13 protein-coding genes are annotated in these 24,781 nt (G+C 40.4%); all 13 read right to left on the reverse strand.

Annotated features, from left to right (window positions below; genetic code table 11):
* Positions 1 to 490: 490 nt before the first annotated feature.
* Entirely contained in the window at positions 491 to 1,636 is a 1,146-nt protein-coding gene (locus IW22_RS15640) for a 1-acyl-sn-glycerol-3-phosphate acyltransferase (protein WP_034728147.1), read from the reverse strand.
* Positions 1,637 to 1,789: 153 nt separating this feature from the next.
* A complete protein-coding gene (locus IW22_RS15645; RefSeq protein WP_034728149.1) occupies positions 1,790 to 2,335 on the reverse strand; it encodes a hypothetical protein in 546 nt (181 codons plus the stop codon).
* A gap of 33 nt (positions 2,336 to 2,368) precedes the next feature.
* Positions 2,369 to 3,373 carry a phosphotransferase gene (locus tag IW22_RS15650; protein WP_034728151.1) on the reverse strand — a complete coding sequence of 335 codons (1,005 nt, stop codon included), beginning with the start codon at positions 3,371 to 3,373 and terminating at the stop codon, positions 2,369 to 2,371.
* Between the two features lie 121 nt (positions 3,374 to 3,494).
* The gene (locus IW22_RS15655; RefSeq protein WP_131401745.1) at positions 3,495 to 4,274 is read right to left on the reverse strand and encodes a hypothetical protein; all 780 of its coding nucleotides are present in this window, start codon (positions 4,272 to 4,274) and stop codon (positions 3,495 to 3,497) included.
* Between the two features lie 255 nt (positions 4,275 to 4,529).
* Positions 4,530 to 6,377 (reverse strand): AAA family ATPase, encoded by a 1,848-nt coding sequence (locus IW22_RS15665; RefSeq protein ID WP_034728157.1) that lies wholly within the window; start codon positions 6,375 to 6,377, stop codon positions 4,530 to 4,532.
* 214 nt (positions 6,378 to 6,591) lie between these two features.
* Positions 6,592 to 7,128, reverse strand: coding sequence for a hypothetical protein (locus IW22_RS15670; RefSeq protein WP_034728158.1), 537 nt, complete (start codon positions 7,126 to 7,128; stop codon positions 6,592 to 6,594).
* Positions 7,125 to 8,378, reverse strand: coding sequence for a condensation domain-containing protein (locus IW22_RS15675; protein ID WP_034728160.1), 1,254 nt, complete (start codon positions 8,376 to 8,378; stop codon positions 7,125 to 7,127). Before IW22_RS15675 ends, IW22_RS15670 begins: the two co-directional genes overlap by 4 nt.
* Positions 8,375 to 9,646, reverse strand: a complete 1,272-nt coding sequence (locus IW22_RS15680; protein ID WP_034728163.1) for a condensation domain-containing protein — start codon at positions 9,644 to 9,646, stop codon at positions 8,375 to 8,377. Before IW22_RS15680 ends, IW22_RS15675 begins: the two co-directional genes overlap by 4 nt.
* A 4-nt stretch (positions 9,647 to 9,650) precedes the next feature.
* Entirely contained in the window at positions 9,651 to 12,056 is a 2,406-nt protein-coding gene (locus IW22_RS15685) for a glycosyltransferase (protein WP_034728166.1), read from the reverse strand.
* The gene (locus IW22_RS15690; RefSeq protein ID WP_034728168.1) at positions 12,049 to 12,843 is read right to left on the reverse strand and encodes an alpha/beta fold hydrolase; all 795 of its coding nucleotides are present in this window, start codon (positions 12,841 to 12,843) and stop codon (positions 12,049 to 12,051) included. Before IW22_RS15690 ends, IW22_RS15685 begins: the two co-directional genes overlap by 8 nt.
* Positions 12,834 to 13,133, reverse strand: coding sequence for an acyl carrier protein (locus IW22_RS15695; protein WP_034728171.1), 300 nt, complete (start codon positions 13,131 to 13,133; stop codon positions 12,834 to 12,836). Before IW22_RS15695 ends, IW22_RS15690 begins: the two co-directional genes overlap by 10 nt.
* Positions 13,121 to 17,353 carry a type I polyketide synthase gene (locus IW22_RS15700; protein WP_034728173.1) on the reverse strand — a complete coding sequence of 1,411 codons (4,233 nt, stop codon included), beginning with the start codon at positions 17,351 to 17,353 and terminating at the stop codon, positions 13,121 to 13,123. Before IW22_RS15700 ends, IW22_RS15695 begins: the two co-directional genes overlap by 13 nt.
* A 19-nt stretch (positions 17,354 to 17,372) precedes the next feature.
* Positions 17,373 to 24,374, reverse strand: coding sequence for a type I polyketide synthase (locus tag IW22_RS15705; RefSeq protein ID WP_034728301.1), 7,002 nt, complete (start codon positions 24,372 to 24,374; stop codon positions 17,373 to 17,375).
* Positions 24,375 to 24,781 lie beyond the last annotated feature (407 nt).

The following is a 24,781-nucleotide window of genomic DNA, read 5'->3' on the forward strand; positions in this document are numbered from 1 at the left end:
TATTTAGAATAATTTAAAATAATTGATATAAATCATTTTGCTTGTTTTTAAAAAGTGAATTATTTAAGTGTGAAAGATGTATTTTAAATGGTAAACACTTATTAATTTTTTTTTTCAACCACAAAAGATGCAAAAGTTTTTTACACTTAAGTTATTTTTTAAGTAAAAGTTTTGTGAACAGGAAGATCACATAAGTTCTTTCAAAAATCATTGATTTTTATAATGACAAGTAGAAGATATCCTCAAACATCTGTGAAAATCCGTGCAATCAGTGGTTAAAAAATACCCCCCACAAAAGATGCAAAAGTTTTTTACACTTCAGTCATTTTTTAAGTTGAAAGTTTAATGCGCAAAAGTTCACGTAAGTTTTGAAAAAATCAGAGATCTTTCTGTTCATAAAGAATAAAATCTGTGTAATCCGGGAAATCTGCGGGAGATTTTCTTATCCCACAAAGATGTAAAAGTTTTTGAATTAATAATCCGGTAAAGTCTAATCGATAGAAGAATTTTCCTCATACTTCATCTTATTGATCAGAGGATTGGCATACATCGCTAAGAAAAATTCTTTTGAAACGGCATCAGAAGGATCGATGCGCATATCAAGTCTGCGGACAAACAATTGTTTTTCCTGTTCTGTATATTCTGAGGCATAAGTATCAGTCTGGTGAAGCAGGTCATAAGCAATAAACTTAGTCGGCCAAAGCTTATAGTTCTGTATGATGGAATCGTCAATAATCTGGGCAATCGCCTGCAGCTGTTTGTTTTTGTTTTCAAAATTCACTGCAATATCATCCAGTTCTTTATCCAGTACAGTCCCGGCATGCAGATGAATTCTTTTCTTTTGGCCCAATACGCCACTCAGCATGGTCATAAAATCTTCATCTTTCCCTTTAACATACTCTTCATCTCTGTGTTTAGCCAGAAGCTGAGGCATTTTTAAGGAATCGGTAGGATCGTATTCATAAGAGATGGATATGGGAACGATTTTCAGTGTTTTAAAATAATCGGTCAGGGAAAGATCTCCGGCTGCCATCGCCAGCATTTTCAGGACACCCTGCTGAGTAGCATCATTTCCATCTTTGGTACGGCCTTCACGTTGGGCGATCCATACGGAACGTTTTTCAACGTGTAAAAGCTGCTCAATATACTCGGACATGATCTGAGAACTCTTCAGCTGCTCACGGATCGGCAGACCTCTCTGAACTAAAAAGTTACGGTTCAGTTTGGCCAGTACGTGTAAAAATGTCTTTTGAACAAGATTATCCCCGATTGCGGAAGATGTCATGATAAACTCCTTCTCCAGCAATACCAGATTCAGCAGCGAAGTATCCAAAACAATATCCCGGTGATTGGAAACGAAAAGATAAGGTGTATTTTTATCCAGCTGTTCAAATCCGGAAGTCGTTAAGCCCTCTGAGCTCTTCGCCAAGATCTGACGAATGGTGTAGGCAATAAAGTTGTGCTGAAAATCACTTGTAGAATGAATATTTTTAAACTGCTCACGCCAAACCTGTTTATCAACATCAGGAAAGGTGAAACCCATCAGCGCTTTCATCATCGGATCACGGGCTATTCCCCGTAATGCTTCATTTACTTCACTATCATAGAAAGGCCTGATTTCATCGAACTTCGACATGCAATTATTTAAAAATTAAAACTATTTTGCAAAAGAACAAAAATTTATCGAGGATAGGTGACAATGTTTGTTAAAGTATTATGATTTACGTTTAAGTTTAGGGTGAAGGTTTCCTTTTTACCATGAATTAAAGAAAGCTGATATTCAGTTTTCCTATTTCACTTTTTCCAACAGATATAATTTAGCCCCGGAAAATGCAAGTTTAGGCATCAGATTTCCTTCCAGCACCATGGTTTTGTTGTTGACATCAATCACTGAAATATAATTATTGGAATTGTATTCGATATAGTTTTCCTTTTCTTTGGTGACAGGATTTTTCCCGAATTCCATTGAATATTTTACCCAGTCTTCTTTTTCAGCACTGCAGTGTACCTGTTTAAATTTAGACTTTTTGGCTTTGAAAATAATCTGATCGAAACCTTCCGCACAGTCTGAAGTAAAAGAACTTTCCGGATTCTGATCATTCGTAAAGTCTTCAAAAGAACCTTTGTAGGCCCCTACTACTTTCCAGGTCCCATCGACACGGTCTTCATCTATTTTTCCTTTGGCTTTGCTTACGGCCCAGCTGATCCCGTTGACGGTTCCTTTTACAGCTTTATAGCTTACGTTAACGGCACCTTTTACCACTTTGGCAGCGGTGGAAACAACGCATGAGTTGAGGATGAGGGCAACTGAGGCAAGGATTATTATTTTTTTCATATCATCAAGTTTATAAGATGCGAAGATAAGATTTTAAAAATATTTGTTATCCATCTCAATTTTGTGATAAGCCATCCATCGTTTTAAATTGCCAACCATTCTTTTTAAATGATCTTCATTCAGGAAAATATTTGTCCAGTATTCAAATCTGTCGCACTGAACACTTATGTAATAGGTCATAATGGCTAAACATGCGTAGGGTAAAAACTTTTTTTCTTCGTTACTGATTGTAGTTACAGTCTCATAACCTTTTATGAAACTGTCTGCCTTTTCCCGATATTCATCTTCGTTCAGATGGGTTGTCAATAACTGAAACAGAAAATAAGAAATGTCAAAGCATAAATACCCGTTACCACAAAAATCAAAGTCGAAAAATGTTATTTCTTTTTCTTCGTCAATGTGCAAATTGTCAAACCAAACGTCAAGATGAACAGCTCCATACCTCATTTTCTGTTTGTCAATATTTTCCATTTTTAGCGTTAAAAAAGCAGAAAGGATTTCTAAAAATTCAATTTCGCCACTATTTTTACTGTAAAATTCTTTTGTTCTTAAAACAGGGTTCTTAAGCAGGTTGTGAGCATTGTAAGACATTCTCATCAGTTCGACATTTTCTGTGGATTGATGAACTTTTGCTAATGCCTGTCCAATTAAAAAGCTTGTTTGGGGTGAAAATTTCGCGGTCTTTATGCCTTTAGCATACGAAAACAAAACGCCAAGTCTTGTCCCTTCCGGAGCTTCAATTTCCTGAATGAATTGGTTCGACTGATCAGCTATCGGAAAAGCAACTTGCCGGCCTGCTTCTTTTAGAAGAATTAAAAGTCTCAGCTCTTCTTCAATTTCCAATTGAGTCCGCCAATTATGGGTATACACTCTGAAAACGTATTTGTTTTCGTCATCATGAACCTTATATAAATGATTCATGGCAAGTCGGAATATGCTGCATTCCGTTTTATCGGTTAGTCCATATTTTCGTTGAATAAGTTGACCGAGTTCATTGGGTGAAAGTGTACTGTTTATGGTAGGAAATTTCTCTGGCATCAGTTCTTAGTTGGTTATAAAATATATGCAGTTTTGTTAATATTTTTCGGCTTTAAGACTATTCAATCGTTTTGTGAGATTTACACTTTATCCTCACGATCCTTTTTGATTACAATCACTTTCATTCATAATTTATTACATTTTCCAATCCAAGTTCTTTTACGTCTATTTCAACTGACAAAGGCGGTTGTATCAATTTCAAAACTTCCTCATTCATATTCGTCCCGGAAATTACGCCTAAATCATTTTCAATCGCAATTTCAATGAATTTATAGAAATCGGAAAAATATTTATCTGCGTCTTTCCCTGCAGAATGTAGATTTTCTTTATCAAGCCATAAAAGCTGTAAATCTTCACTTGTTACCCAATTTATAATTCCATTACAATTTGAGTGAGAAGAATAAAATATACTACCTGATTCATTATTTGTAAAGTTAGAAACAATGTCTTCAGCAACAGATCCTGGTTTTGCACTCACACATCCTGTAAATAAAATTCGTCCCAAAATCAAATGAGGATTAAACGATGCGCATTCAGAGAAAATGATTAAAGTCAAAATGAGGTTAATATCTTCGATGATCTGTCCATTTTCTTTATAAAAGTCATCTTCGTCTTTATATAATTTTTTAATAAAATGATTGTACTCTTCATTTACACTTTTTTTTCTTGTTTGAATGCTGAGTAAGGTTTCATGTATCTTAAATTCATCATCTAAAAATTGGCTAAATTTAATAATATCTGTAATCCGTCCTTCATTTTGGTCATTATTATAGACTATATATTTCCCAAATTCTGAATTGAAATAATTCCTCAGCAAATGCCCTTCGCTTTGAAGGTCAGGAACAATTGTCGAATAGAACTTTTTGTCGTCAAAATGATGTAAGGTATTCCAAGAACCCATTGATTATGTTTATTAAGTTTGTTTTTGTGTTCTTTGTTTATCGTAAAACGATGTCCAATATTAAAACGTCTATCTCCGGCAATTGCATTATTAAATTCATAATCATAAAAATTTTTGGCCGTTGTTGTTTTATTGCAGTCCCAAAGTAGTAGACAACCTATTATTAATGCAAATTTTAAATAATAATGCTTCATCATGTATTGATGTTTTAAAATATTCTGCAAAACTATTTTCTTATCTGCGGACCTCACTTTTTCAAATCGCTTTTTTTCGCTTAATAAAACTATAAATCTCAACAGTTAATTCTTCAATCATCTGACTTTTCTTTAAAATATCCCAGGAAAATTCTTTTTTAGCAAATGCTTCACTTAACGCTCTTTTATTTACTAAAGTTCCCCAAGTACCATCTTCTTTAGTTTTATATTCAGATTTATTTAAAATATGCTTCTCCGAAATCACACCCATTTTCTCACGCATATCATTTAGGAATTCTCCAATATATTTATCCTTATAATTGTCACTGTTTATTTCTTGTAGTGCTTCTTTTATTTTCTCCTCTATATCATCTTTATTACCAGCAACAAGTTTTTTATTACATAATTCAATGAGTATCTCATCCCAAACTTCATTTGGTAATAGATTCTCTACTTCTCTATAAGCTCTAATGATTTTAGGAATAAAATTTTCGGACCTTACGGATTCTATCTTAGCTAATCTCCGCCCTTTCGCGCTGTCTTCTTCCACATTATCACTATCAGCTAATAAAAAAATTCTATTAGATAAGGACATAGCTTTGATGTCAGCTATTATTTCATCTTCTTCTCCTTCTTCAATGTCATTATCAAAAAAATAATGATCTAAATTACTTCCGGCATATTCAAAAAAAGCAAAATCAATGTCCTCCTTAGGAAAACTTTCATTTATGAAATCACAATAGGCTTTCAAAAAGGCTCTTATATAAAGCCTGTCCGAAATTCCCTCAACCCATACACTACAATTTGCCATAAATACGGAAGAATTGTTGACTCCAATATTTTTTAAAATACTATTATCGCCTGTATTAGCATTTTTAATAATTAACATTTTATCTCCATCTCTATCTACATTAGCATAAAATGAGTAGATAGAAATATTATCTTCTTCTAAAGTTAAATCCAGAAAATGGTTGGAATGAGTAGAGATAAAATAGGTGAGATTTTTATCTGTCAGATAAGAATTGGAAGTAATTTGTTCTAAAAATAGTCTTTGCATCCCAGGATGTAAGTTTATTTCCGGCTCATCAATAAAAATATAGGTATTTTCATCTGCCATAAAAATTTTATACATCAAAAGAATTAAGGCTTGAATACCATCACCTAAATGATATAAATCCCTTGAGTGCTTTTCGCCCTCAATATGGATGCTGATAATTTCATTTGTATTGTCGCCTTTTCTATTCGCTCCTTTATTAAATTCGGCAATAATTTCAATTGCCTTTCCATCAAAAAAATATTGACTAATAAATTTTTCAAAAGTTTCAAATCGGCTTCGGGTTTCTTTTTTTGAATTTCTTGCATCCAGAATCTCATTGTACAAATGAACTCCTGTAAACACATCTATATCTGAGGAAAGATTATAATTTTTCCTTAGAGTGTGTTGTAAAATATCATCCTCAATTTTTTTAAAATTCCTAGCTTCAAATTGCTGAAACAAAGAATGAGCTGTTCTTAAAACAGGTATATAACATGGTTTTATATTTTCTCTGACGGTAATTAATTTTCCGTGTCTAGCTAAATCAAAATCCACCCCTGAATTATTAAGAATACGAATTTGATTTTCTAAGTCATTCCTTTTTGTTAACTCACTTACTCTAAGCTTACTACGCCCTCCATTATATTTTGTAATTACTAAATTATAAGTATTTAAGACACCCTCATTTAAAATTTTAAAATTTTTAGCAGACATTAATTTTCTCATAAATTTACTCTTCCCACTATTATTGGCTCCTATGAAAATATTAATTCTGTTTGTATAAGGAAGGTATACTAAAGGAGTTATCCGGTCATTTTCATTTAAATAATATTCTTCGAATTCATTTAACAGTATACTTTCTGTACTTTTCATGATTTTAGTTTAATTAAGCTAATTTACTTATAATTTTTATTTTGCTATCTGGAGTCTTTTAGGATTCCCTACCTCAAAAACAGCTTCCACCCCCACCAATGCAAGCAGCTAAATAATTAACGGGGTTCCTTTTGCATAAAATATAATCTTCAGTATAGTGAGAAACTGAAGATTTAAATTAATAAGCTTAAAATAGGGAAATAATAGAGCTGAGTTACATCACTATTTCCACCTTCCTGTACATCCACCTCCTCAATCTCCTCACCGGAAGATACACAAAAATGACAGAAAGAATTCCCGCCAGCACGCCCACAAGTACCGCCATTGCCGTAGCATCCAGCTTATAATATTTTGAAAGACCATATTGCGCAAAAAGCAAGACAGACAGCACCAGTAATCCGGTGGTGAGTCCGTGCAGAATACTCAGCTTGGTCATCAGTTTCTTTTTATTGAGCTGCTCATCTACGGTAAATTCAATGGCGCCCTGCTCGGCAGCAATAATGACTCTGTTGATGATATCGATGGTCAGAACTACCGGTAAAAATATCGCCATGGGTAGCGTCAATCGGGCCAGATTTTGGGTTCCGGAAAAGAAATGGGTGTATCCTAATTCCTGAAAACTGGCGTAAGCGATAATGAAATTGAAGAATACATTCGGAAGAACATAGTAAATTGTACGCTTGATTAAAAAGCGTTTTAACGTGGTTTTTTTGAGTTTTTTAGGGGGTGGCGGCTTCAGTTTAAATTTCATAGCGACGAGGTCAGAAGTTCAATGGCTTTATCTTTAATTTTAACGGCTTCTTCTTTGGGCAGAAAATGCTCGTTGGACATCAACGTAAAATCCATTTGCTGGTTATACGTTGTTGTGACCAGAGTATTCGAATTCAGCCATGGAAAGGCAACCGTCGGGCTGATGATCGTTTCCACTTTAAAATTTTTATAATCGCTTGGGATATTGATTTTTCCCATATTGGAAAGCGTTACATCATGCCCTCCTTTACTCGATTTCATCATGGAAACCATACGTTCAACGACCGGATGCATCTGCTCCCCCATCCAAAGAAGCTCTCGGGCTTCCATTTTTTCTATTTTTTCTACAAGATCTTTTTTGATCTGTCTGGCATTACTCAGTAAATCTGTATTTCCTTTTTTTAATGACAATTCAACGGTTGGTGCAAAAGCAAAAACCTGATCCTGCCTGATCTCCGGAATAAAATGACGCACATCCACAGGACTGATCACCTTGCCTTTTGCCTGCTTTCCCTGGACATCCTGAAAAGCCTGCATAAACGAAGAACAAAGCAAAGCGTGTACAGAAACACCGTGAGCTTTGGACTTTTCAGTGATTTGTGCTGTTGTAGCTGAGTTCAGTTTCCAATGAACAACGTAATTGCTGCCAAGATTTCTTATCTTACTTTTACGCTGCATGAGAAAAAAAAGTCTGCCCATCATCAGGAAAAAACGGGCCTTGCGTTTCTGCTTTTTCGTATTAAAATCTACAGGCAGAAAATCATTAACTGAATTGAATACATCATAAGGATTCATTTCAAAAGAAGGATCATCCAGGAGTCCCAAAAGTTCCTTCATCATGGTGACCAGTGACGTTCCGTCGCAGATACAGTGAGGCAGTACCCAAAGAATTTCAGATACTTCATTTCCTTTGATCCATACCAATTGGGCCAGTGGCTTTTTATCATCTTTAAACAGCCGGAACCACTCTTTTTCGGATTCCTTCAACCAGTCCTCATCAGTTTTTCGCTCAACAATACGCAGCGGAATAGGTTCTATGTCCTTTACTTCTATAAAAAACGGATACTTTTCACTGCTGTTATCGATCCTGGTTCTTAGCAAAGGATGTTTCTGCTGGATTTTTTCTAAAGCAGCCTTAAAGTTTTCCTCAGGGATATTTCCTTTGATTTTTGCCGTAAATACACAATTGACAGGGGTTTCGGGATCCACATACATGATCCGTTCCACCATCATTAAATTTCGCCTGATCATAATACTGCTATATGGTCTAATTGTAATTTTACCGTCTGAATCACCCCATCACGAATCGCCAGGGCTTCAGCATACGGTAAATATCCTTCACTTCCTACAAATGAAAAATCCATTTCCCCGTTGAATGTTGATGTCACCATCGTTGTGGTATTACCCAAAGGTCCGATCACCGAAGGACTGAAAATCGTATCCAGTGTAAATTCTTTGTATTGATGAGGAATCTGAATACGTCCCAGATTGGAAAACATACAATCGTTGGAAGACTTGCCATGCTTCAATAGCTTCGTGAAATTTTTCAAAGCATCATGCGCGGATTCCATCACCATCATGGTAATGTAAGGATTCAGTTTGGAGGTTTTTCGTTCTACAGATTCCTGCATCAGCCTTAAATTTTCCGAAAAACTTATTTTTTGATTCGCTGAAACCACGATCATCAGCCCGAAAGCAAAAATATGATCCTCTTTGATCTGCTTTGCAAAACGTCTGATATCTACCGGACACGACACCTTATTGAAAGCCGCTGCCCCTCTCACTTTTTTAAATGCCTGAAGCACGGCTGCACTCAGGAACGTGTTAACCGTAACTTCCTGTGATTTACAGTAAGCAATCAGTTCCTGGCTCATTTCTTTGTCAAATTTCCAGTGGATCAGATAATCATTTTGCCGGTCGATGGCCTTTTTGTTGACAGGAATGCATTTGATAGCTGTTGCTGCCAATCTTCCGATCACTTTCGCTTTCAGTTTTTGTTTGCGGTTCGCTAAAATCTCAGAGGGAACTACATCATGAATTCCGAGTATGGGATTTTCCACCCCAATTTCTGCAGTAGGACGATCCAGCAGCTGCAAAAATTCATATAGGAAAGCCATCGCAGAACCACCGTCACACAAACAGTGATGAAAAGAAAAAAGCATATCTGAAACCTCTTCCCCTTTGATCCATACAAACCTGATCAATGGCAATTCTCCGTAATTAAACAAGGTTTTCCATTCTCTTGCGGATTCTTCTTTCCAATCGTCCTCTCCTTTTCGGACAACCATCCGTATCGGGATGGGCAGACGCCTTTCCTGAACTTCAAACCATGGAATATTGTTTTCATCATGGCTGATGAGTGCCCTCAGCCACGGATGCTTGCGCTGAATCTGATTCAGCGCATGTTGAATATTTTCCTCTTTAAAGGTTCCGCGCAACCGGAACGGAATCACCGCATTGAAGGGCTCTGTTCCGTCACCCAGCAGCATGCGCTCACCAAATAACAATTTTCGTCGCATAGGCTTATACCGTAACTAATGTTGAACGATGTTGCTGTACAAAATCTTCCAGAAGCTCTACCGCACGGTCATTGCCGCCGGCATTCAGCAAATTGGCCTGAACCTCTTTCGCAGCGTTTCTGTAGGCAGGATTTTCCAGCAATTCAAAAACAGTTTCACGAAGAGCCTCAACACGCAATCTCTTGTATCGGATGCTGATTCCGCAGCCGGCCTTTTCAATTAATTTAGCAATATGAAAATGGTCGTAGGCGATAGGGGTAATCAACATCGGTAATCCGTTGGTGAATGTATCATTAACGGTATTAAAACCTCCGTGGCAGATCACGGCATCCATATGAGGCATCAATGCAGATTGCGGCACAAAACCATTCACGATGAAATTAGAAGGCCATTCATCAAATATGTCCGGCGGAGTTGCCGCGATGACCGTTACAGGCTGATCTGCAAAAGCGGCAATCACTTTTTCAAAAAAGGCTTTCCGGATGTCTACCAACAAAGTCCCGAGTGATACAAATATTTTTGGGGTCGTAGATGCTTCCAGTTTCTCCCAGTCAAATGGAGCCGGATTTGGACGTCCTTTTACCGGACCTACAAATCTCATATGAGACGGGACGGTTTCAAAATCCGCAAACGTCTGTGACGTGAAGACCAGATTCAATTTATTGGAATGGATAAAAATACCCTCATCATTGATCCCCACTTCTTTTTGAAGATCCTTGATCAGGTTTTGCTGCCATTCGAATATTTTTGGGGCATTATTTGCGGTATCGCCCATTACATCGGGAGGAACAGGGGTAGTTGTTACACACGGAATGTTGTGTTTGTGGGCAAAAAGAGCTCCCCCGAAAGTGATGCAATCATTCACCAGAACATCCGGTTTCCAGCTTTCCATCAGACGCTCCAATCCAGGCATCATCATCTTGGCAAACGGAACATACGTTTCTTCCAATGCGAGCTTCATCACTTCTGGTCCTGAACACGCCGGCCCGTCATCCTGTCTCTTCAAAATACGTTTGATATCTTCCTGAAACGGAATAAGATCTTCTTCAGGATAAAAATAACTTCCTCCTTCCGGAATATGTTTGCTATCCAATGGAGTAATTCCAAACCACTTCACCTCGTGTCCACGGGCGATCAGACTAGCTCCTACACTTAAGGTCGGACTGATATGGCCAAAAAACGGTGGGATCACAAATAAAAATTTAGACCCTGGCTTTATGGTTTCCTCAGCAGGGATTATTGCTTTTTCAAGCAAATTGGCTGCAGTAGCTGTACCTCCGGCTTCGGTGAAAGATTCACGAACCGTTTCAGCAGCTTCTTTGTATTCTGAATTATTTAATATGTTTTTCACGGCTTCGTTTAAGTGATGGGATTTAAATCTGTTAAAATTAAGACGCTCTCCTGCTCCGGTACGCACGACGCGTCCTGCTACATGAGACTGATCATACGCAATCGGGATCACAACCAGCGGAAGACCATTGGAAAGGGCTTCAGAAACGGTATTGTGACCGCCGTGGCAAACGACTCCATCCAGATAAGGCAGCAGATCCAGTTGAGGAACCTGATTGTAGACCATAAAGTTCTCCGGCCAGCTGTCAAAAAGCTGCGGATCAGAGACCAGTACAACGGTCAGATCTTCATCTTTAAAGGCATCTACCACTTTTTGGAAGAACGCTTTTTTATGATCATGATCGAAAGTCGTTCCGATGCTTACCAGGATCTTTTTGTGGGTGCTGCTTTTCAATCTGTCCCAATCAAATTCACAGGAGATACGGCGTTCCATAAGAACAGGTCCCGTGAACTGATAATTTTCCGGAAGATCCATTTCGCCAAAGAAATATTTTGAAGTTAAAACAAGGGTCAACAGATCGGAAGAAGCCAATGAACGGTTTTCCGTTACGCCCAGTTCTTTCTGCAATTCAATGATTTTATTGACTTCCCATTCGTGTACTTTAGGCAGCTCGTCCATCATTTTAATGGCAGCCGGAGCGGTAACGGATGTACTGTAGGGAAGATTCAGTTTTTTAGCAGCAATAGCGGCAGCAAATAACTGATGATCTCCAATCACCAAATCAGGTTGATACTGTTTCAGCAGGGTAACGGTTCCATTGTAGCAATGTCTGTTTAAAGGAATCAATACGTCATCGTAAAGAAACTTAATACTGTCGATACCGTATACTACTTTTTTAGAGATAATATCGAGATAGCTTTCACTTTCTCTTTTCTCCTCGTCGGTCTGGTCATATTGAATAAGCAAAAGTTCTCCCCCGACAGGAAGTTTTGCACTTAAATTTTTGTCAAGACTGATCCAGGCCACTTCATGTCCTCTTTGCAGTAATTCTGCGCCGATGCTTAAGGTTGGATTGACATGGCCTGTCAATGGTGGAACAACAAATACAAATTTAGCCATGATTTTGTGTTAATGCGTTAGATAATGATTGAGATAAAAAATGAACCATCGATTCTGCGATCTCAACAGGTTCCTGTATCGGGACATTATGATCTCCCGGAATCAGTTCCAGTTCAGATGAAATGATCTGCGTTTTCAGCCATTCTCCTGTAGGTTTACAGTTCGATTCGGATCCGTAAAGCAAAAGTGTGGGCGTATCCAGTTCTGAGAAATTCGCTTCTCCCAGAAAATGTTTTTCCCTGATCATATCTGCTTTGATGCTGGTCTTTTCAAACAGGAATTCATACATCCGGTGGTTTTTCTCCATCTGCCTTTTGCCCATCTGCACTTTGGTGGTGTCTGTAAAATTGGCCACATAATGCTCGAGGAATTCTTTGCTGTATTCATCGATGATGTTACGGGCCTTTTCGTCCTGAGGATCCGGGGCTTCTATAACGACCAGCTGACTGACACGGTCCGGTGCTTTCAATGCTGTTTTCAAAGCAATCAATCCTCCGAAACTGTATCCGGCCAGATGTGCTTTCTTAAGATTTAAAACATCCATCAGAGCCAATACATCAGATGACATACTTTCCAGATCGTAGCCGTCTGTAAAACGCTCGCTCATGCCGTGGCTTTTCAGATCATACATCACCACGTGGAAATGCTTGGCCAGAATCGGGGCAATATTAAAATAATAAATGGAGAGGTTGCTGAACATCCCGTGGATAAGCACCACCGTCTGTTCAGCCCCTTTGTTGAGTTCCTGAATATGAACCTGTTTATGGTTTATATTGATTATTGGCATTCGTAGATATAATTGATGATCATACGGAGGTCAAGGTTGATCAGTTCGTCTAAGTCCATAGAAGACAGCCACCCCGTGAAGTCAATCTGATCCCCGAAATGCGCTTTGATCTTCTCGGAAAAAGAAACGATTTCTATGCTGTCCATTTCCAGGTCTTTAGTGAATGAACTGTCCGGAGTGATATCCATTTCCTCTACAAATTCAGCGCCTATCACTTCCGTAATAAAACCTTTTAAAAGAGTGAACAATTCTTCGTGATTCAATTTTAATGTGTTGTTTATAGTGTCCATCCGATAATATATTTTTTATGTTTAATAGTTTTTATTTCAGTTTGGTTGATCCATAAGTGATCTCCCTCAATATGGGTGATTTCAAAGGCTTTTGGGTTTCCTTTCAGTCCGGTTCCCAGAAACTTTCCGTACGCTTCTTTGGCTACCCAGAATCTGGTGGTCCATTCCGCCTGATCTCTGTCTTTTAATAAGGTTAATTCGTGATCGGTAAATACCAGGTCATAAAATCCGGAGCTGCGTTCTTCCATAATCTCCATGTCGATTCCCACAGGGCCGCTCTGTCGTGCAATACCTACCGCATCTTTTTCTTTATGGGCTAAAGAAATGTGGATATCTTCTGTGACATCGCCTATCAGATAAGGTTTTCCGACTTCATCCTTTCCGATTTCAAAAGTGATGGGGAAACAAGGGTGATTTTTCTTTTCACGGAGAAGATTTCGTACAGCATCTTTCACAGCTACACGGCTTACCATCCATTCTTTCCTCTTGTTGGGAAACAACTGCTGATGATATTGCTTTTCCGTCTGGTTGAAATATCTTTTGAGGATAAAATCCCACGAAGCAACTCTGGTATACGCCTGATGAAAGAAAAATACTTCAGGAGCTATTTCCTCCGAAAGACGGTTGTGCAAAGGCGACATGGAAACATTCCACAGCGGTTCATCGATTTCCAGTCGGCGGTTTTGCCAGCCTGTAATCGCGCACCATACTTTTCCGTCTCTTTTCAGGATGATATCGGCGATGGCAAATTCTTCATTGAGCTCGGTAAGGATACAGGTACATTCAAAAAGGCCTTCCTGATCTTCCATATCTCCAAAGAATTCAATATCTCTGATTTTCACAGGGAAAGCAATACGGTCTTTTGTCAGGGTAAGCTGTAGCCACAATCCGAATAACTGTCCGGCATTATCAAGCAAAGAACCTTTTCCACCGTTTCCTTTGATTTTCCCTACAATCCCCTTCGTTCCTACTGCCGAAATCTCTGTAATTCCCTGGTACAATTCTCCATGGAACATATGTTTGTCATAGATCTCTTCAGGTGTTCTTTCAATAGGCAGAAGATCCCCGATTGCCAGGTTAAAGGCAGGAACAGCAGGTGCAGATGAAGCGAGTAAGACTTCTGCATTCGCAAAGTTCTCAATATCAAGGTAAGCATGGTTATTGGAACGCCATTCTCCTTTGACTGTTTTTTCAAAAGGTTTGGCCACATTCATCCATTGAAACACACTTACATTCATGATTTTATGAACGCGGGTTCCCGGTATTTCGGCCTGTGCTATTTCTGCTAACTGCTCAAAAATCATGGTCATCGGGATCACCGGTTCCATATCAGAGACATTGGTCCATCCTTTCGGCTGTCTCAATAAACTGTGATCGATGAGGTAAGGATGCGTATCTAAAGTAACATACAGAAGTTTCGAGAAATTTTTGCTGACAGGTGCTTTAGAAACCACAGGTCTTGGAACTGTAATTTCCGGACGGTTTTGAAACAGGGTCAGTACTTCTTCCTGCATCCGGATCATATCGGTGATATTTTCCTGGAACGCCTGAACAAGAGGATGACCTGTTTTAGCGACCGTCGCTGAAACCGTATTTTGTTTTGGCACCTCAAAAGACTGAGCCAGATTTTGAATTTCTTTAAAATCACGGATGATCGGTGAACCCAGCTGTAACTTGATTCCTTTTCCTGATGACTTTTTAGATTGGCTTTGTACTTCTAAAAAGTCCAATGCTGCGGTTTTACCTTCCACAAATAATGCGGCTACCACACGTTGCAGCTGAGCCAGTGCAGATCTTGTAGCAACACTGGAAGCAATCGTACTGAATGCTTTTCCTTTCAAAGTATCATCAATAAACCCGATCAATCCTCCGGTACCCATCTGAATAAAGAATTTTGCGCCTTCTTCATACAGTTTATCCGTCAGTTCACGGAAACGGACCGGCTGCACCAAATGCTCAGCACTTAGTTTTCTGATCGCATCCTGATCGGCAGGATACGGCTCTAAAGTCGTTGCAGACCACAACGGGATTTTCGTCTGTTGAAACTGCGCTTTTTCCATTCCTGCTAAGATCACATCCAGTTTATCAGCGATAAACGGTGAGTGAAAACCGGACTGGAAAGGCAGGATCTGATGAAAGATCTGTTTTGATTTTAATAATGGAACCAGTTCATCCAGAGCAGCATTACTGCCACAAAGGATCACCTGATTGGGACAGTTGTCATTGGAAATATAAAGATTGGGAATGGTATCGATAAAAGGCTTGACTGCATCAATCCCCGCTCCGATCGCAATGAATCTGGAATCTTTTAATTCAAAGGTTTCCGGATTCAGAACATCAATCAAGGCTTTAACAGAATTCACTTCTGCCAGTTCTGAGGAATATCCTGCCAGCCATTCTCCCAGGCTGTGTCCCGCATTCATATCCGGAACAATTCCCAGTTTTTTCAGGGCGTTATCAAGGATGCTGCATTTGTTGAAAATTCCCAATGCATCGCTTAATAAACCTTCCCCTTCTGTTTCGATAGGCTCGGTTAATCCAAAATAACGGCTCACACTGTCCACTTCCCCTTTCGCAAGGCCATCCAGCCCCGGAAATACAAAGGCGATTTTACCTCCATCTTTCAGTAAAGGCGTGTTGGTGTACCAGATATCCTGTTTATTGCGCCATGGATTATTTTTAGCTACAATTTTAGTCGCTTTTTCTATTCTTTCAGGGGTCGGGTCGAATAAAGCAATCCTGTAATCCCCTTCTCCTACTCTGTTTTCGTTGTTTTTTAAAGCTGAAAGCAATTCTTCGTTTGTGGTTCTTGCCAATACTAAAACGCGGTCTTTTTTCGGCATATCATAGCCTTCCAAAACAACGTGCGCATTGATCCCTCCAAATCCGAAGGCATTGACTGCTGCTACTTTCGGCAAGCCCGTTTTTGACCAGCTTTTCGGGTCCTGTACCGGAGCAAAACGGGTCTGCTCCATATCTGCGATTGGATTTTCACAATATAATGTAGGTGGTAACGTATCATGATGAAGCGCCAGACAGGTCTTGATTAAACCTGCGATTCCTGCAGCCGGCATGGCATGTCCAATATTGGATTTAACAGATCCGATTCCTGCAGCCTGAGTTGTTTCTTCTTTAGTGAAAAACTGAGCCAAGGTCTGGAGTTCTGTTTTGTCTCCAAGCGGTGTTCCTGTCCCATGGGCTTCCAGATAACCGATCTGCTTTTCGTCCAGACCTGCATTGATCCAGGCCTGTTGTAAAGCTTTAAGCTGACCTTTAACGGACGGGCTCATCACGCTGGTTCCATTCCCATCGCTGCTTACTCCAACACCTTTGATCACAGCGTAGATTTTATCCTGATCGCGGACTGCGTCTTCCAATCGTTTTAACACGACGAAACCACAGCCTTCACCAATTAATAATCCGTCTGCATCCCTACTGAACGGCTTGATCTGCTGTTGATGAGACAAAGCTCCCAACTGGGCAAAAATACTCCAGAAAGCAGCGTTCTGTCCGGTATGTACACCTCCCGCGATGACCATATCACAACGGCCACGGTTGAGTTCCTGAATGGCGTGATCTACTGCAATCAAAGCACTGGCACAGGCCGCATCTACTGTAAAGGCAGCGCCTCCCAGATTGAAACGATTCGCTACTAAAGAGGCAACCAGATTGGGAATTAATCCCATGGCTGTATCTGCAGCGAAACGGCCTTTTCGCTCCTGGAAAGCATGCTTCACCTTTTCAATATCTGCTGAAGATACCTGAGGCAGTAATTCCTGCAGCAGCGAAGAAATCTGTTCCCCGGTGCGCACGATTTCAATGGCACGCGTCGCGCCGGGACCGGTATAGTTTCCTTTACCGATAATGATTCCGGTTTTCTCAAGAGATATTCCCTTTTGAAATACGCCGGCATCTTCCAGGGCTTTCTGTACCAGATCAAGGGTTAATAAATGATCCGGCTCGGTGCCTTCTACTGCTAACGGCAGAATTCCAAAAGCTGTCGGATCAAATTCATAATCTGAAATAAATCCACCGCGCTGACAGTAAAATCTGTCGACAGGACTGGTAGTATCACTAAAGTGTACAGGATCAATCCTATCAGCCGGAGCCGATTGGGTGGAATCTACCTTATTAACAATATTCTGCCAAAAAGTATGGGCATCCTGTGCCCCAGGAAAGACACAGGATAAGCCAATAACAGCAACATCTGTTTTTTTCATAGTTATCGTATACAGAGGTTTACCAGTTGTTTCCGGACATGATCAATACCTGACTTTCGGTTCCGTATTTGATCTCGTTAAGGAAGATTTCTTTCCCCTGGTCCAATGGAATTAAAGAAATACCGCGACGTTCATATTCTGTTTCCAGAGTCGATGAAACCATTCCGGCTCCTTTCCATGGGCCCCAGTTGATGGAGATTACTTTTCCTTTTAATTTTTTGTTTAAAGCTTTCGCATAATCATCCAGTACAGAGTTGGCCGCAGCATAATCTGTCTGCCCTTTGTTCCCGTATACAGAAGCGATACTTGAGAAGAGCACTACAAACTGACAGTCAGCTCGAAGTTGTTCTGCCAATACACGAAGCGGTTTTACTTTTGTATCGAATACACGCTCAAATGAACTGGAGGTTTTCTGTCTGAACAGTTTGTCTTCCAAAAGACCTGCTCCATGAATAACTCCGTCTAAACGTGCATATTTGTCGTAAATGTTTTTGATCAAATCTGATAATCCTTCTTCGTCACAAAGATCTAAGGATTGATACACCACTGTACTTCCCAGTTGTTCCATATCACGGATCGTGCGAAGGATCTGATTGTTTTTGAAAATTCTTACGGTCTCTTTTTCTATTTCGGAAGGAGAAGTGAATTTTCCGGTTTTAATAAGATAGCTTCTTATTTCTTCCTTGGTTTTCATGGCTTCCACTTCTTTAAGGTCCGCTATGACATCTCTAGGATCTGCTGATCTTCCTACAAGAATATAAGTACAAGGATACGCTCCGGCCATATGCTTCACCAATTCGGAAGTGATTCCCTGTCCGCCTCCGAGTACCAGGACTACAGATTCCTGATCCAGCTGGATATGCGCTTCTTCAAGGCTTGTTGACAATGGAGAAGGGATGATCTCTATTTTATGCCTTTGGTCGTGTTTGTAAACGACTTCGGAAGGCTTATCTGTGGTTAATATTTCTTTTAAAGCAATTTCTGTAATCTGATCAACCTCCTGTGGCGTACTCAGACTGATCAGCCTGCACGAGGTTTGTTCAAACTCTCTCGCTAAACTTTTGAAAAGTCCCGGATAGCCTTTGTAATGACGTAAAAGACGGGTATCAGTCAGTTCCTGAATATGAGCCGGAATGTCTGAAATCAGATACACCCATTTGGCTTTATCAAGATCCAGTTTCTTGATCTGATCCACGTGATCAATAATGCTGTGTTTTACGGTTGAGGAGAACAGATCCAGAATGATTAATCCGTCAAAATCTTTAAGATCTCTTTCAGTATCTACCAATTCTGCGATAGCTCCATATTTTTCAAGGGTATTTTTGATCGCCATCGTTTGGGGACTGTTGTCCTGAGTGATGGCAAAACGTTTTCCCTTTATGATTTCTGTATTCTGTTCTGTAGAAACATCGGTTGGAGTGAGGTCAAAACGAAGACGTGACAATAAATTCTGAACAGGTTCAGCATCAGCATCGGTGTTTCCACTCATTTCGCTGATCCATGAGGCCAGTCCTTTTAATGTTTTAATGGCCGCCAGTTTTTCCATCAGGTCATCCGCCTGATCCATATCCTGACCAAAACCTATTTTGGTTTTAAGGTCTCCGATAATTTCCATTCTTTTAATAGAGTCAATGCTCAGGTCTGCTTCAAGGTCAAGATCTAATCCCAACATTTCTTTCGGATAACCTGTTTTTTCACTGACGATATCCAAAATGACATTTTGAAGCTCTTCAAGAGAGAATGCAGATTTGCTTTCTGCTTCTGCTGCCTGTGTTACTGCAGTTCCGTTTTTTTCGGGAGTTGCTGTTGAAGTTCCTGTCAATTCTGTTAACCAGGAAACCAGACCGCTTAACGTTTTGATCGATGCTAATTTTTCCATGACCGTATCTTCATCGGCATTACCTGATGTAAGCGCTCCCAGTTCACTACGAAGCGTTCCGATGATTTCTACCCTTTTGATAGAGTCAATACTCAAATCAGCCTCCAGGTCCATTTCCATGCCGAGCATTTCGTGAGGATATCCTGTTTTATCGCTGACCACCTGTAGCAACAGGGTTTTAATATCTTTTACCGGAGCCTGTTTTACCGCAACAGCAGCAGGCTTTTCTACATGGACAGGCTGTGCAGGAATCGTCACCAAACGATCGTTCACTGGTGTTTGTACCGGCGCAGCATAAACAGGTGCAGGGCTGACTTGTGGATTCTGTCCCAGGAAGGAAAGCATCACATCACGCTGTGCCTGAATCAGCTGTTTCATGGTATTTAAATATTCCTGAAGCATACGTTCAGCGGCAGGCTGAGATTCGGCTACAGGAGCTGGTTGGTTATTCGTAAAATTGTTCATGGGAATAGGATTTAATATCGGTAATGCACCGTTAGCCGGCAGATTACCTGTGGTTGGATGCGCCATTTGTCCGTTCACACGCCAGATGGCTGGATTTTTCTTATACAGTTCAGGCTGGTCTATATGAATCAGTCTGGCATTACGGCCATCGAAAAGTTTTTCAATGCTGAAGCTTCTGCCAGTTCCCAGATATTGCGCCAGCATGGAAAGAAGATGGCTTAGTTTATTTCGGTTGCTGTCTTCTACGTAAAGGGTCAGCTGATCTTTCTCTAAGCAGGATTTAGTCAGTCCGGAAAGAACTTTTCCAGGGCCTACTTCGATGAATATTCTGGCTCCGTCTGCATACATCGCCTGAAGTTCTTCTACAAATCTCACGGGCTGTACCAGATGATCCGTCAGTCTTTCCTTGATTGCTGAAGACGCTGCAGGATAGGTTTCAGCCGTTGTATTCGACCAAACCGGAATCTGCATTTCCTGGAAAGGAATATCTTTTAAAACCTCATTATATAAGCCTTTGGACTTGGCCAATAACGGGCTGTGGAATGCACATGCAACTTCTAATTTCTTTGCAGAGATACGTTCCTGTTTAAGGATCTCCATTAATTTATTGATAGCCGGCGTACTTCCTGCCACTACACATTGGGTCGGAGCGTTATAATTAACCGGATAACAGCCTTCTGTCTTGTTTAAAACCGGCTGCAACTGTTCTCTGGTTGCGCTTACCGCAATCATAGTTCCCGGATCACCTCCTTCTACTGAATCCAAAATGGCGTGAGCCCTTTGAATACTTAGATCAACCAGTTTTTCTTCTTCAAAAACCCCGGCAAAACATAAAGCTGGCAATTCACCATAGCTGTGACCTGCCACCATATCCGGAACGATGTCCAGTGATTTCAGGAATTTAGCTAAAGCCAGGTCAACAATTCCTAAGATAGGTTGCGCCAGGCGGGTATCTTTAATGGTTTCTTTCTGTTGTTTTAAAGCAGCTTCATCAAACGTTGTTGAAGGGAAAACTACTTTCTCCAGTTCAGGATATGCTTCGATCAGGTTACGCATAGCCGGAAAAGCTACGAACAGATCGCGGGCCATATTGATTCTTTGACTACCTTGTCCAGGGAACAGGAAAACTACCTTACCATCGCGTTTATTCACTGTGAACGTGTCTTTACTTTCAATTCCTGATAATGCCAGTTCGATGTTCATCATCAAATGTTCGGCAGTGTCAGCAACGATGGTTAACTGAATTGGTTTTTCTGAGCCTACCGCTAAGCTGTATGCCATATCTTTTAATGGAATATCACCATTAACCTCCAATAGAGATTTAATCTGTGACAATGGAATTTTCGCATCCTCATACGTATCTCCACGGAATACAAATAATTCTGACGGCCACGACTGCAATACAGCAGAATCGTCTTCCTTGGGATGATTAGCAATAACCGTATGGAAATTGGTTCCTCCGAATCCGAAAGCACTGATTCCGGCATAACGGTTTTTCTCACCCCACAGTCCACTTTCTGCATAAAAAGCAAAAGGACTGGTTTGGGCATTATAATAAGCATTAGGCTGCTGTAAGTGAAGTGTCGGTGGTTTTACACCATGATATACTGCCAGTGAAGCTTTGATCAGTCCGGCTAATCCTGCGGCACATTTGGTATGCCCGATCTGTGTCTTTACAGAACCTAAGTGAGTCTGTCCCGGTATCGCTCCTGAACGGCTGAATAAATTCGTCAGTGCACTCAGTTCGGTTTTATCTCCTACTACAGTTCCGGTTCCATGAGCTTCCACTAAACCAACTGCCGCTGGACTAATCCCTGCTTGGGAATAAGCACGCTCTAAAGCACGTACTTGTCCTATTTTTCTCGGGGCCGTAAGACCCAGTGCTTTTCCGTCACTTGATCCTCCCACTCCTTTGATCACAGAATAAATACGGTCACCATCACGAACGGCATCTTCATATCTTTTTAAGACAAGGATTGCAACGCCTTCTCCAAGGGCAATTCCGTCAGCATCTCCGTCAAATGTAGCACATCTTCCTTTTCTGGAAAGGGCGTGGGTACTGGAAAACATCAGATAATCATTGATTCCGTTATGTAAATCTGCTCCGCCGGCAAGAACCATATCGGATTTTCCTAATATCAGTTCCTGACAAGCCAGATCAATAGCTGCTAAAGAAGAAGCACAAGCCGCATCTACAGTGAAATTTCTTCCGCCAAGATCCAGACGGTTCGTAATCCTACCTGCGATCACATTCGCCAAAATACCCGGGAATGAATCTTCCGTCGTATGTGGAAATGCCTGTTTCACTTCTTCATGAAGCTCTCCGAAAACCTGTTTATAGTATCCTCTGAAACTATAGCTGTTGGCCAGATCATTACCGCCTTCAGCACCTATAATAACAGAAATATTTTCTCTGTTGATGTGTTTTTCTCCATAGCCTGCATCTTCCATCGCGCGCTTGGCAACCAATAAAGTTAACAGTTGTGTTGGCTCAATGGCAGCAAGAGATTGAGGAGGAATCCCGAATGCCAAAGGATCGAAATCAATTTTTGGAATAAATCCCCCCCATTTTGAGTGAGATACATCCGGTCCGTCTGAATCCGGATGGTAGTAAAGTTCTTTATTCCAACGCTCATCAGGGACTTCTGTGACACTGTCTCTTCCCAGGATGATATTTCGCCAGTATTCTTCAAGGTTTTTAGCGCCCGGGAAAATACATTCCATCCCGACAATCGCTACATCCAGAGGTTTTTCTGTGGATACCGGCTGTTCCGGTAAAGCCGCCTCTTCAATATATTTATAGTTATCAATACTTACGTTCTGATGAAGGGATGCAAGGGAAATCACGCGGTTTTGCATCGTAGCCACCTGACCGATCATGTACATTCCCAAATCCAACTGTTCGTTTTTAGGAACATTAACCAATTTGTCGCCCTGACGATCGATTCCTTTTGCAGCAATTCTAAGTCGGCCCACATTGAGTTTTTCAAGCTGCTCCCAAACTTCTTTTTTATCCATTCCGGCTGCCAGAAGTTTAATTTTTTCGGTGCTGAAATGTTTAGCAAAAGCTGTATTTAAGCAACGCGTCTCGTGTCCCGGTGCCGTTTCCAGTAAGACCGTGTCTTTTGCCTGCATCGCCTGTACCTGGAATTCTTCCTGAATAGCTCCGGTACGAACGGCTTCTTCTGTATATAAATAAGCAGTTCCGATCAATACGCCAACTTTTACGCCTCTGGCTGCCAAAGGTGCTGCCATGATAGAAACAAATGCCGTTGAAAATGCATTGTGAATTCCGCCTGCAAAAAAGACGCTGATATTTTCCGGATGTTCTTCTTTTAAAATACGTTCAATCTGTTTTTCCCAAAGCACCATGCTTGAAAGCGGACCTACGTGACCACCGCACTCACGGCCTTCAAAGATGAAATTGGTAGCGCCTTCTTTCAGGAAAATATCCAGCAATGCAGGAGAAGGAACATGAAGAAAGGTTGTGATACCCGCCTTTTCGAATACCTTAGCCTGTGCAGGTCTTCCTCCTGCAATAAGAACTACCGGAGGTTTGGCTTCCAATATGTAAGCCGTCTGCTCTTCTCTTAATTCCTGAGGAGCAAATCCAAGAATACCTACACCCCATGTTTTTTCACCAGCCAGTTTTTTAGTTTCCATCACCAAAGCTTTCGCCTGCTCACCTTTCAGTAAAGACAAAGCAACAAAAGGCAAAGCTCCTGCGTCTGCTACCGCGTTGGCGAACAACGGAACATCACTGACACGGGTCATTGGACCCTGTGCGATAGGATAACGTAATCCCAGCTTTTGGGCCATTATATTATTTTCACTGATGACCTCAAGTGCTTTAGCCTGCTTCAGGTGACCATACATGGCTTCTTTGAACCCAAAAACCATTTTTTTCAGGGTTTTGAAATCTTCATACAGATCTACAGCCAATGAAATATCCTGACCCATAGGAATATAACTCTTACTTGGATCAAGATCAGTGAAATATTGTCTCAGCTCTTCGGCCGTGACATTTTCAGGTAATGCAGGTGAGTTAGGTCTCACCAATACCCGATGGTTGGCTATAATTTTAGTTTCGGTACCGTTGAGTTTTGAGGACAGGTCTTTGATTTCCTGAGGAACGGAACTCTCCGGGAATAACGCCAGTTGGCTATCGAGTACAATTCCGGCTGCTCCCAATGATTTTACTGCGGCAGCTGTGTGCAGTCCTATTCCGCCCTGTACCCAAACAGGGATGTTCTGGATTTCCTTAATGACACGCTGAAACAGTACAAAAGTTGATTCATAGCCTACCAGGCCTCCTGCCTCATTTCCTTTTATAATAATCCCTTCTGCACCCGACTGTTGGGCCAGCCTGGCTTCATCTAAACTGGTTACCTGATATATAACAGGCAGATCCGGTACAATATTCATTGAAACTCCGGACGGAAGGATCGCGAAACTTACTTTTTTCGGGATCTGCAGGGATATAAATTTGTCGTTCGGTAGATAGATACCATAAGAAGGTACATCTGTCTGATCAAGTTGGTTCAGTGCTTCCTGAGCGGCTGTTGCATGGTGTCCTAAGCTTAAGATGGGAAATGCACCCGCCTGGTGCAATTTAGGCATAAGACTGACATCCGGCTTTTCAAAAGGCGTTAATCCAAGAATGGTTAAGTTTTTCATTGCATTTATGGTATTGAGGTGATAACTAGAAACTCCATAACAAAACGCTGGACCTTTCGGCATCATGAGCGTTTGCTAGTTATGAGGGAATAAAAATAATAAATTTATATTACATTTCTAACCATAAATGAAAATTGATAATAATTTTTTAACAATAAATTATTATCAATTTAAATAATATTAAAAAAAGCAATTTATATTTTTATTCTCAGAAAATAAGACGGTACAGTCTATCAGATTCAATTATAATTGTTTATAATTGATTAATGTAAGACAAATATAGAAATAAAAACTATAATATTTCAAAAATAAGAGAATTATTTTTCCAATATTACAAAAATATAACACGCCTACAAAAGCGTATGAATTCTGGAAAAACTGAGTTTGATAATCCGTTAAAAAAAATC

It is taken from the genome of Chryseobacterium sp. JM1 (assembly GCF_000737715.1).
GTDB lineage: Bacteria > Bacteroidota > Bacteroidia > Flavobacteriales > Weeksellaceae > Chryseobacterium.

Excerpts from the sequence above, each read along its gene's own strand:
- IW22_RS15640 (WP_034728147.1), bottom strand. The coding sequence starts at position 1,636 with ATGTCGAAGTTCGATGAAATCAGGCCTTTCTATGATAGTGAAGTAAAT.
- IW22_RS15645 (WP_034728149.1), bottom strand. The coding sequence starts at position 2,335 with ATGAAAAAAATAATAATCCTTGCCTCAGTTGCCCTCATCCTCAACTCA.
- IW22_RS15650 (WP_034728151.1), bottom strand. The coding sequence starts at position 3,373 with ATGCCAGAGAAATTTCCTACCATAAACAGTACACTTTCACCCAATGAA.
- IW22_RS15655 (WP_131401745.1), bottom strand. The coding sequence starts at position 4,274 with ATGGGTTCTTGGAATACCTTACATCATTTTGACGACAAAAAGTTCTAT.
- IW22_RS15665 (WP_034728157.1), bottom strand. The coding sequence starts at position 6,377 with ATGAAAAGTACAGAAAGTATACTGTTAAATGAATTCGAAGAATATTAT.
- IW22_RS15670 (WP_034728158.1), bottom strand. The coding sequence starts at position 7,128 with ATGAAATTTAAACTGAAGCCGCCACCCCCTAAAAAACTCAAAAAAACC.
- IW22_RS15675 (WP_034728160.1), bottom strand. The coding sequence starts at position 8,378 with ATGATCAGGCGAAATTTAATGATGGTGGAACGGATCATGTATGTGGAT.
- IW22_RS15680 (WP_034728163.1), bottom strand. The coding sequence starts at position 9,646 with ATGCGACGAAAATTGTTATTTGGTGAGCGCATGCTGCTGGGTGACGGA.
- IW22_RS15685 (WP_034728166.1), bottom strand. The coding sequence starts at position 12,056 with ATGGCTAAATTTGTATTTGTTGTTCCACCATTGACAGGCCATGTCAAT.
- IW22_RS15690 (WP_034728168.1), bottom strand. The coding sequence starts at position 12,843 with ATGCCAATAATCAATATAAACCATAAACAGGTTCATATTCAGGAACTC.
- IW22_RS15695 (WP_034728171.1), bottom strand. The coding sequence starts at position 13,133 with ATGGACACTATAAACAACACATTAAAATTGAATCACGAAGAATTGTTC.
- IW22_RS15700 (WP_034728173.1), bottom strand. The coding sequence starts at position 17,353 with ATGAAAAAAACAGATGTTGCTGTTATTGGCTTATCCTGTGTCTTTCCT.
- IW22_RS15705 (WP_034728301.1), bottom strand. The coding sequence starts at position 24,374 with ATGAAAAACTTAACCATTCTTGGATTAACGCCTTTTGAAAAGCCGGAT.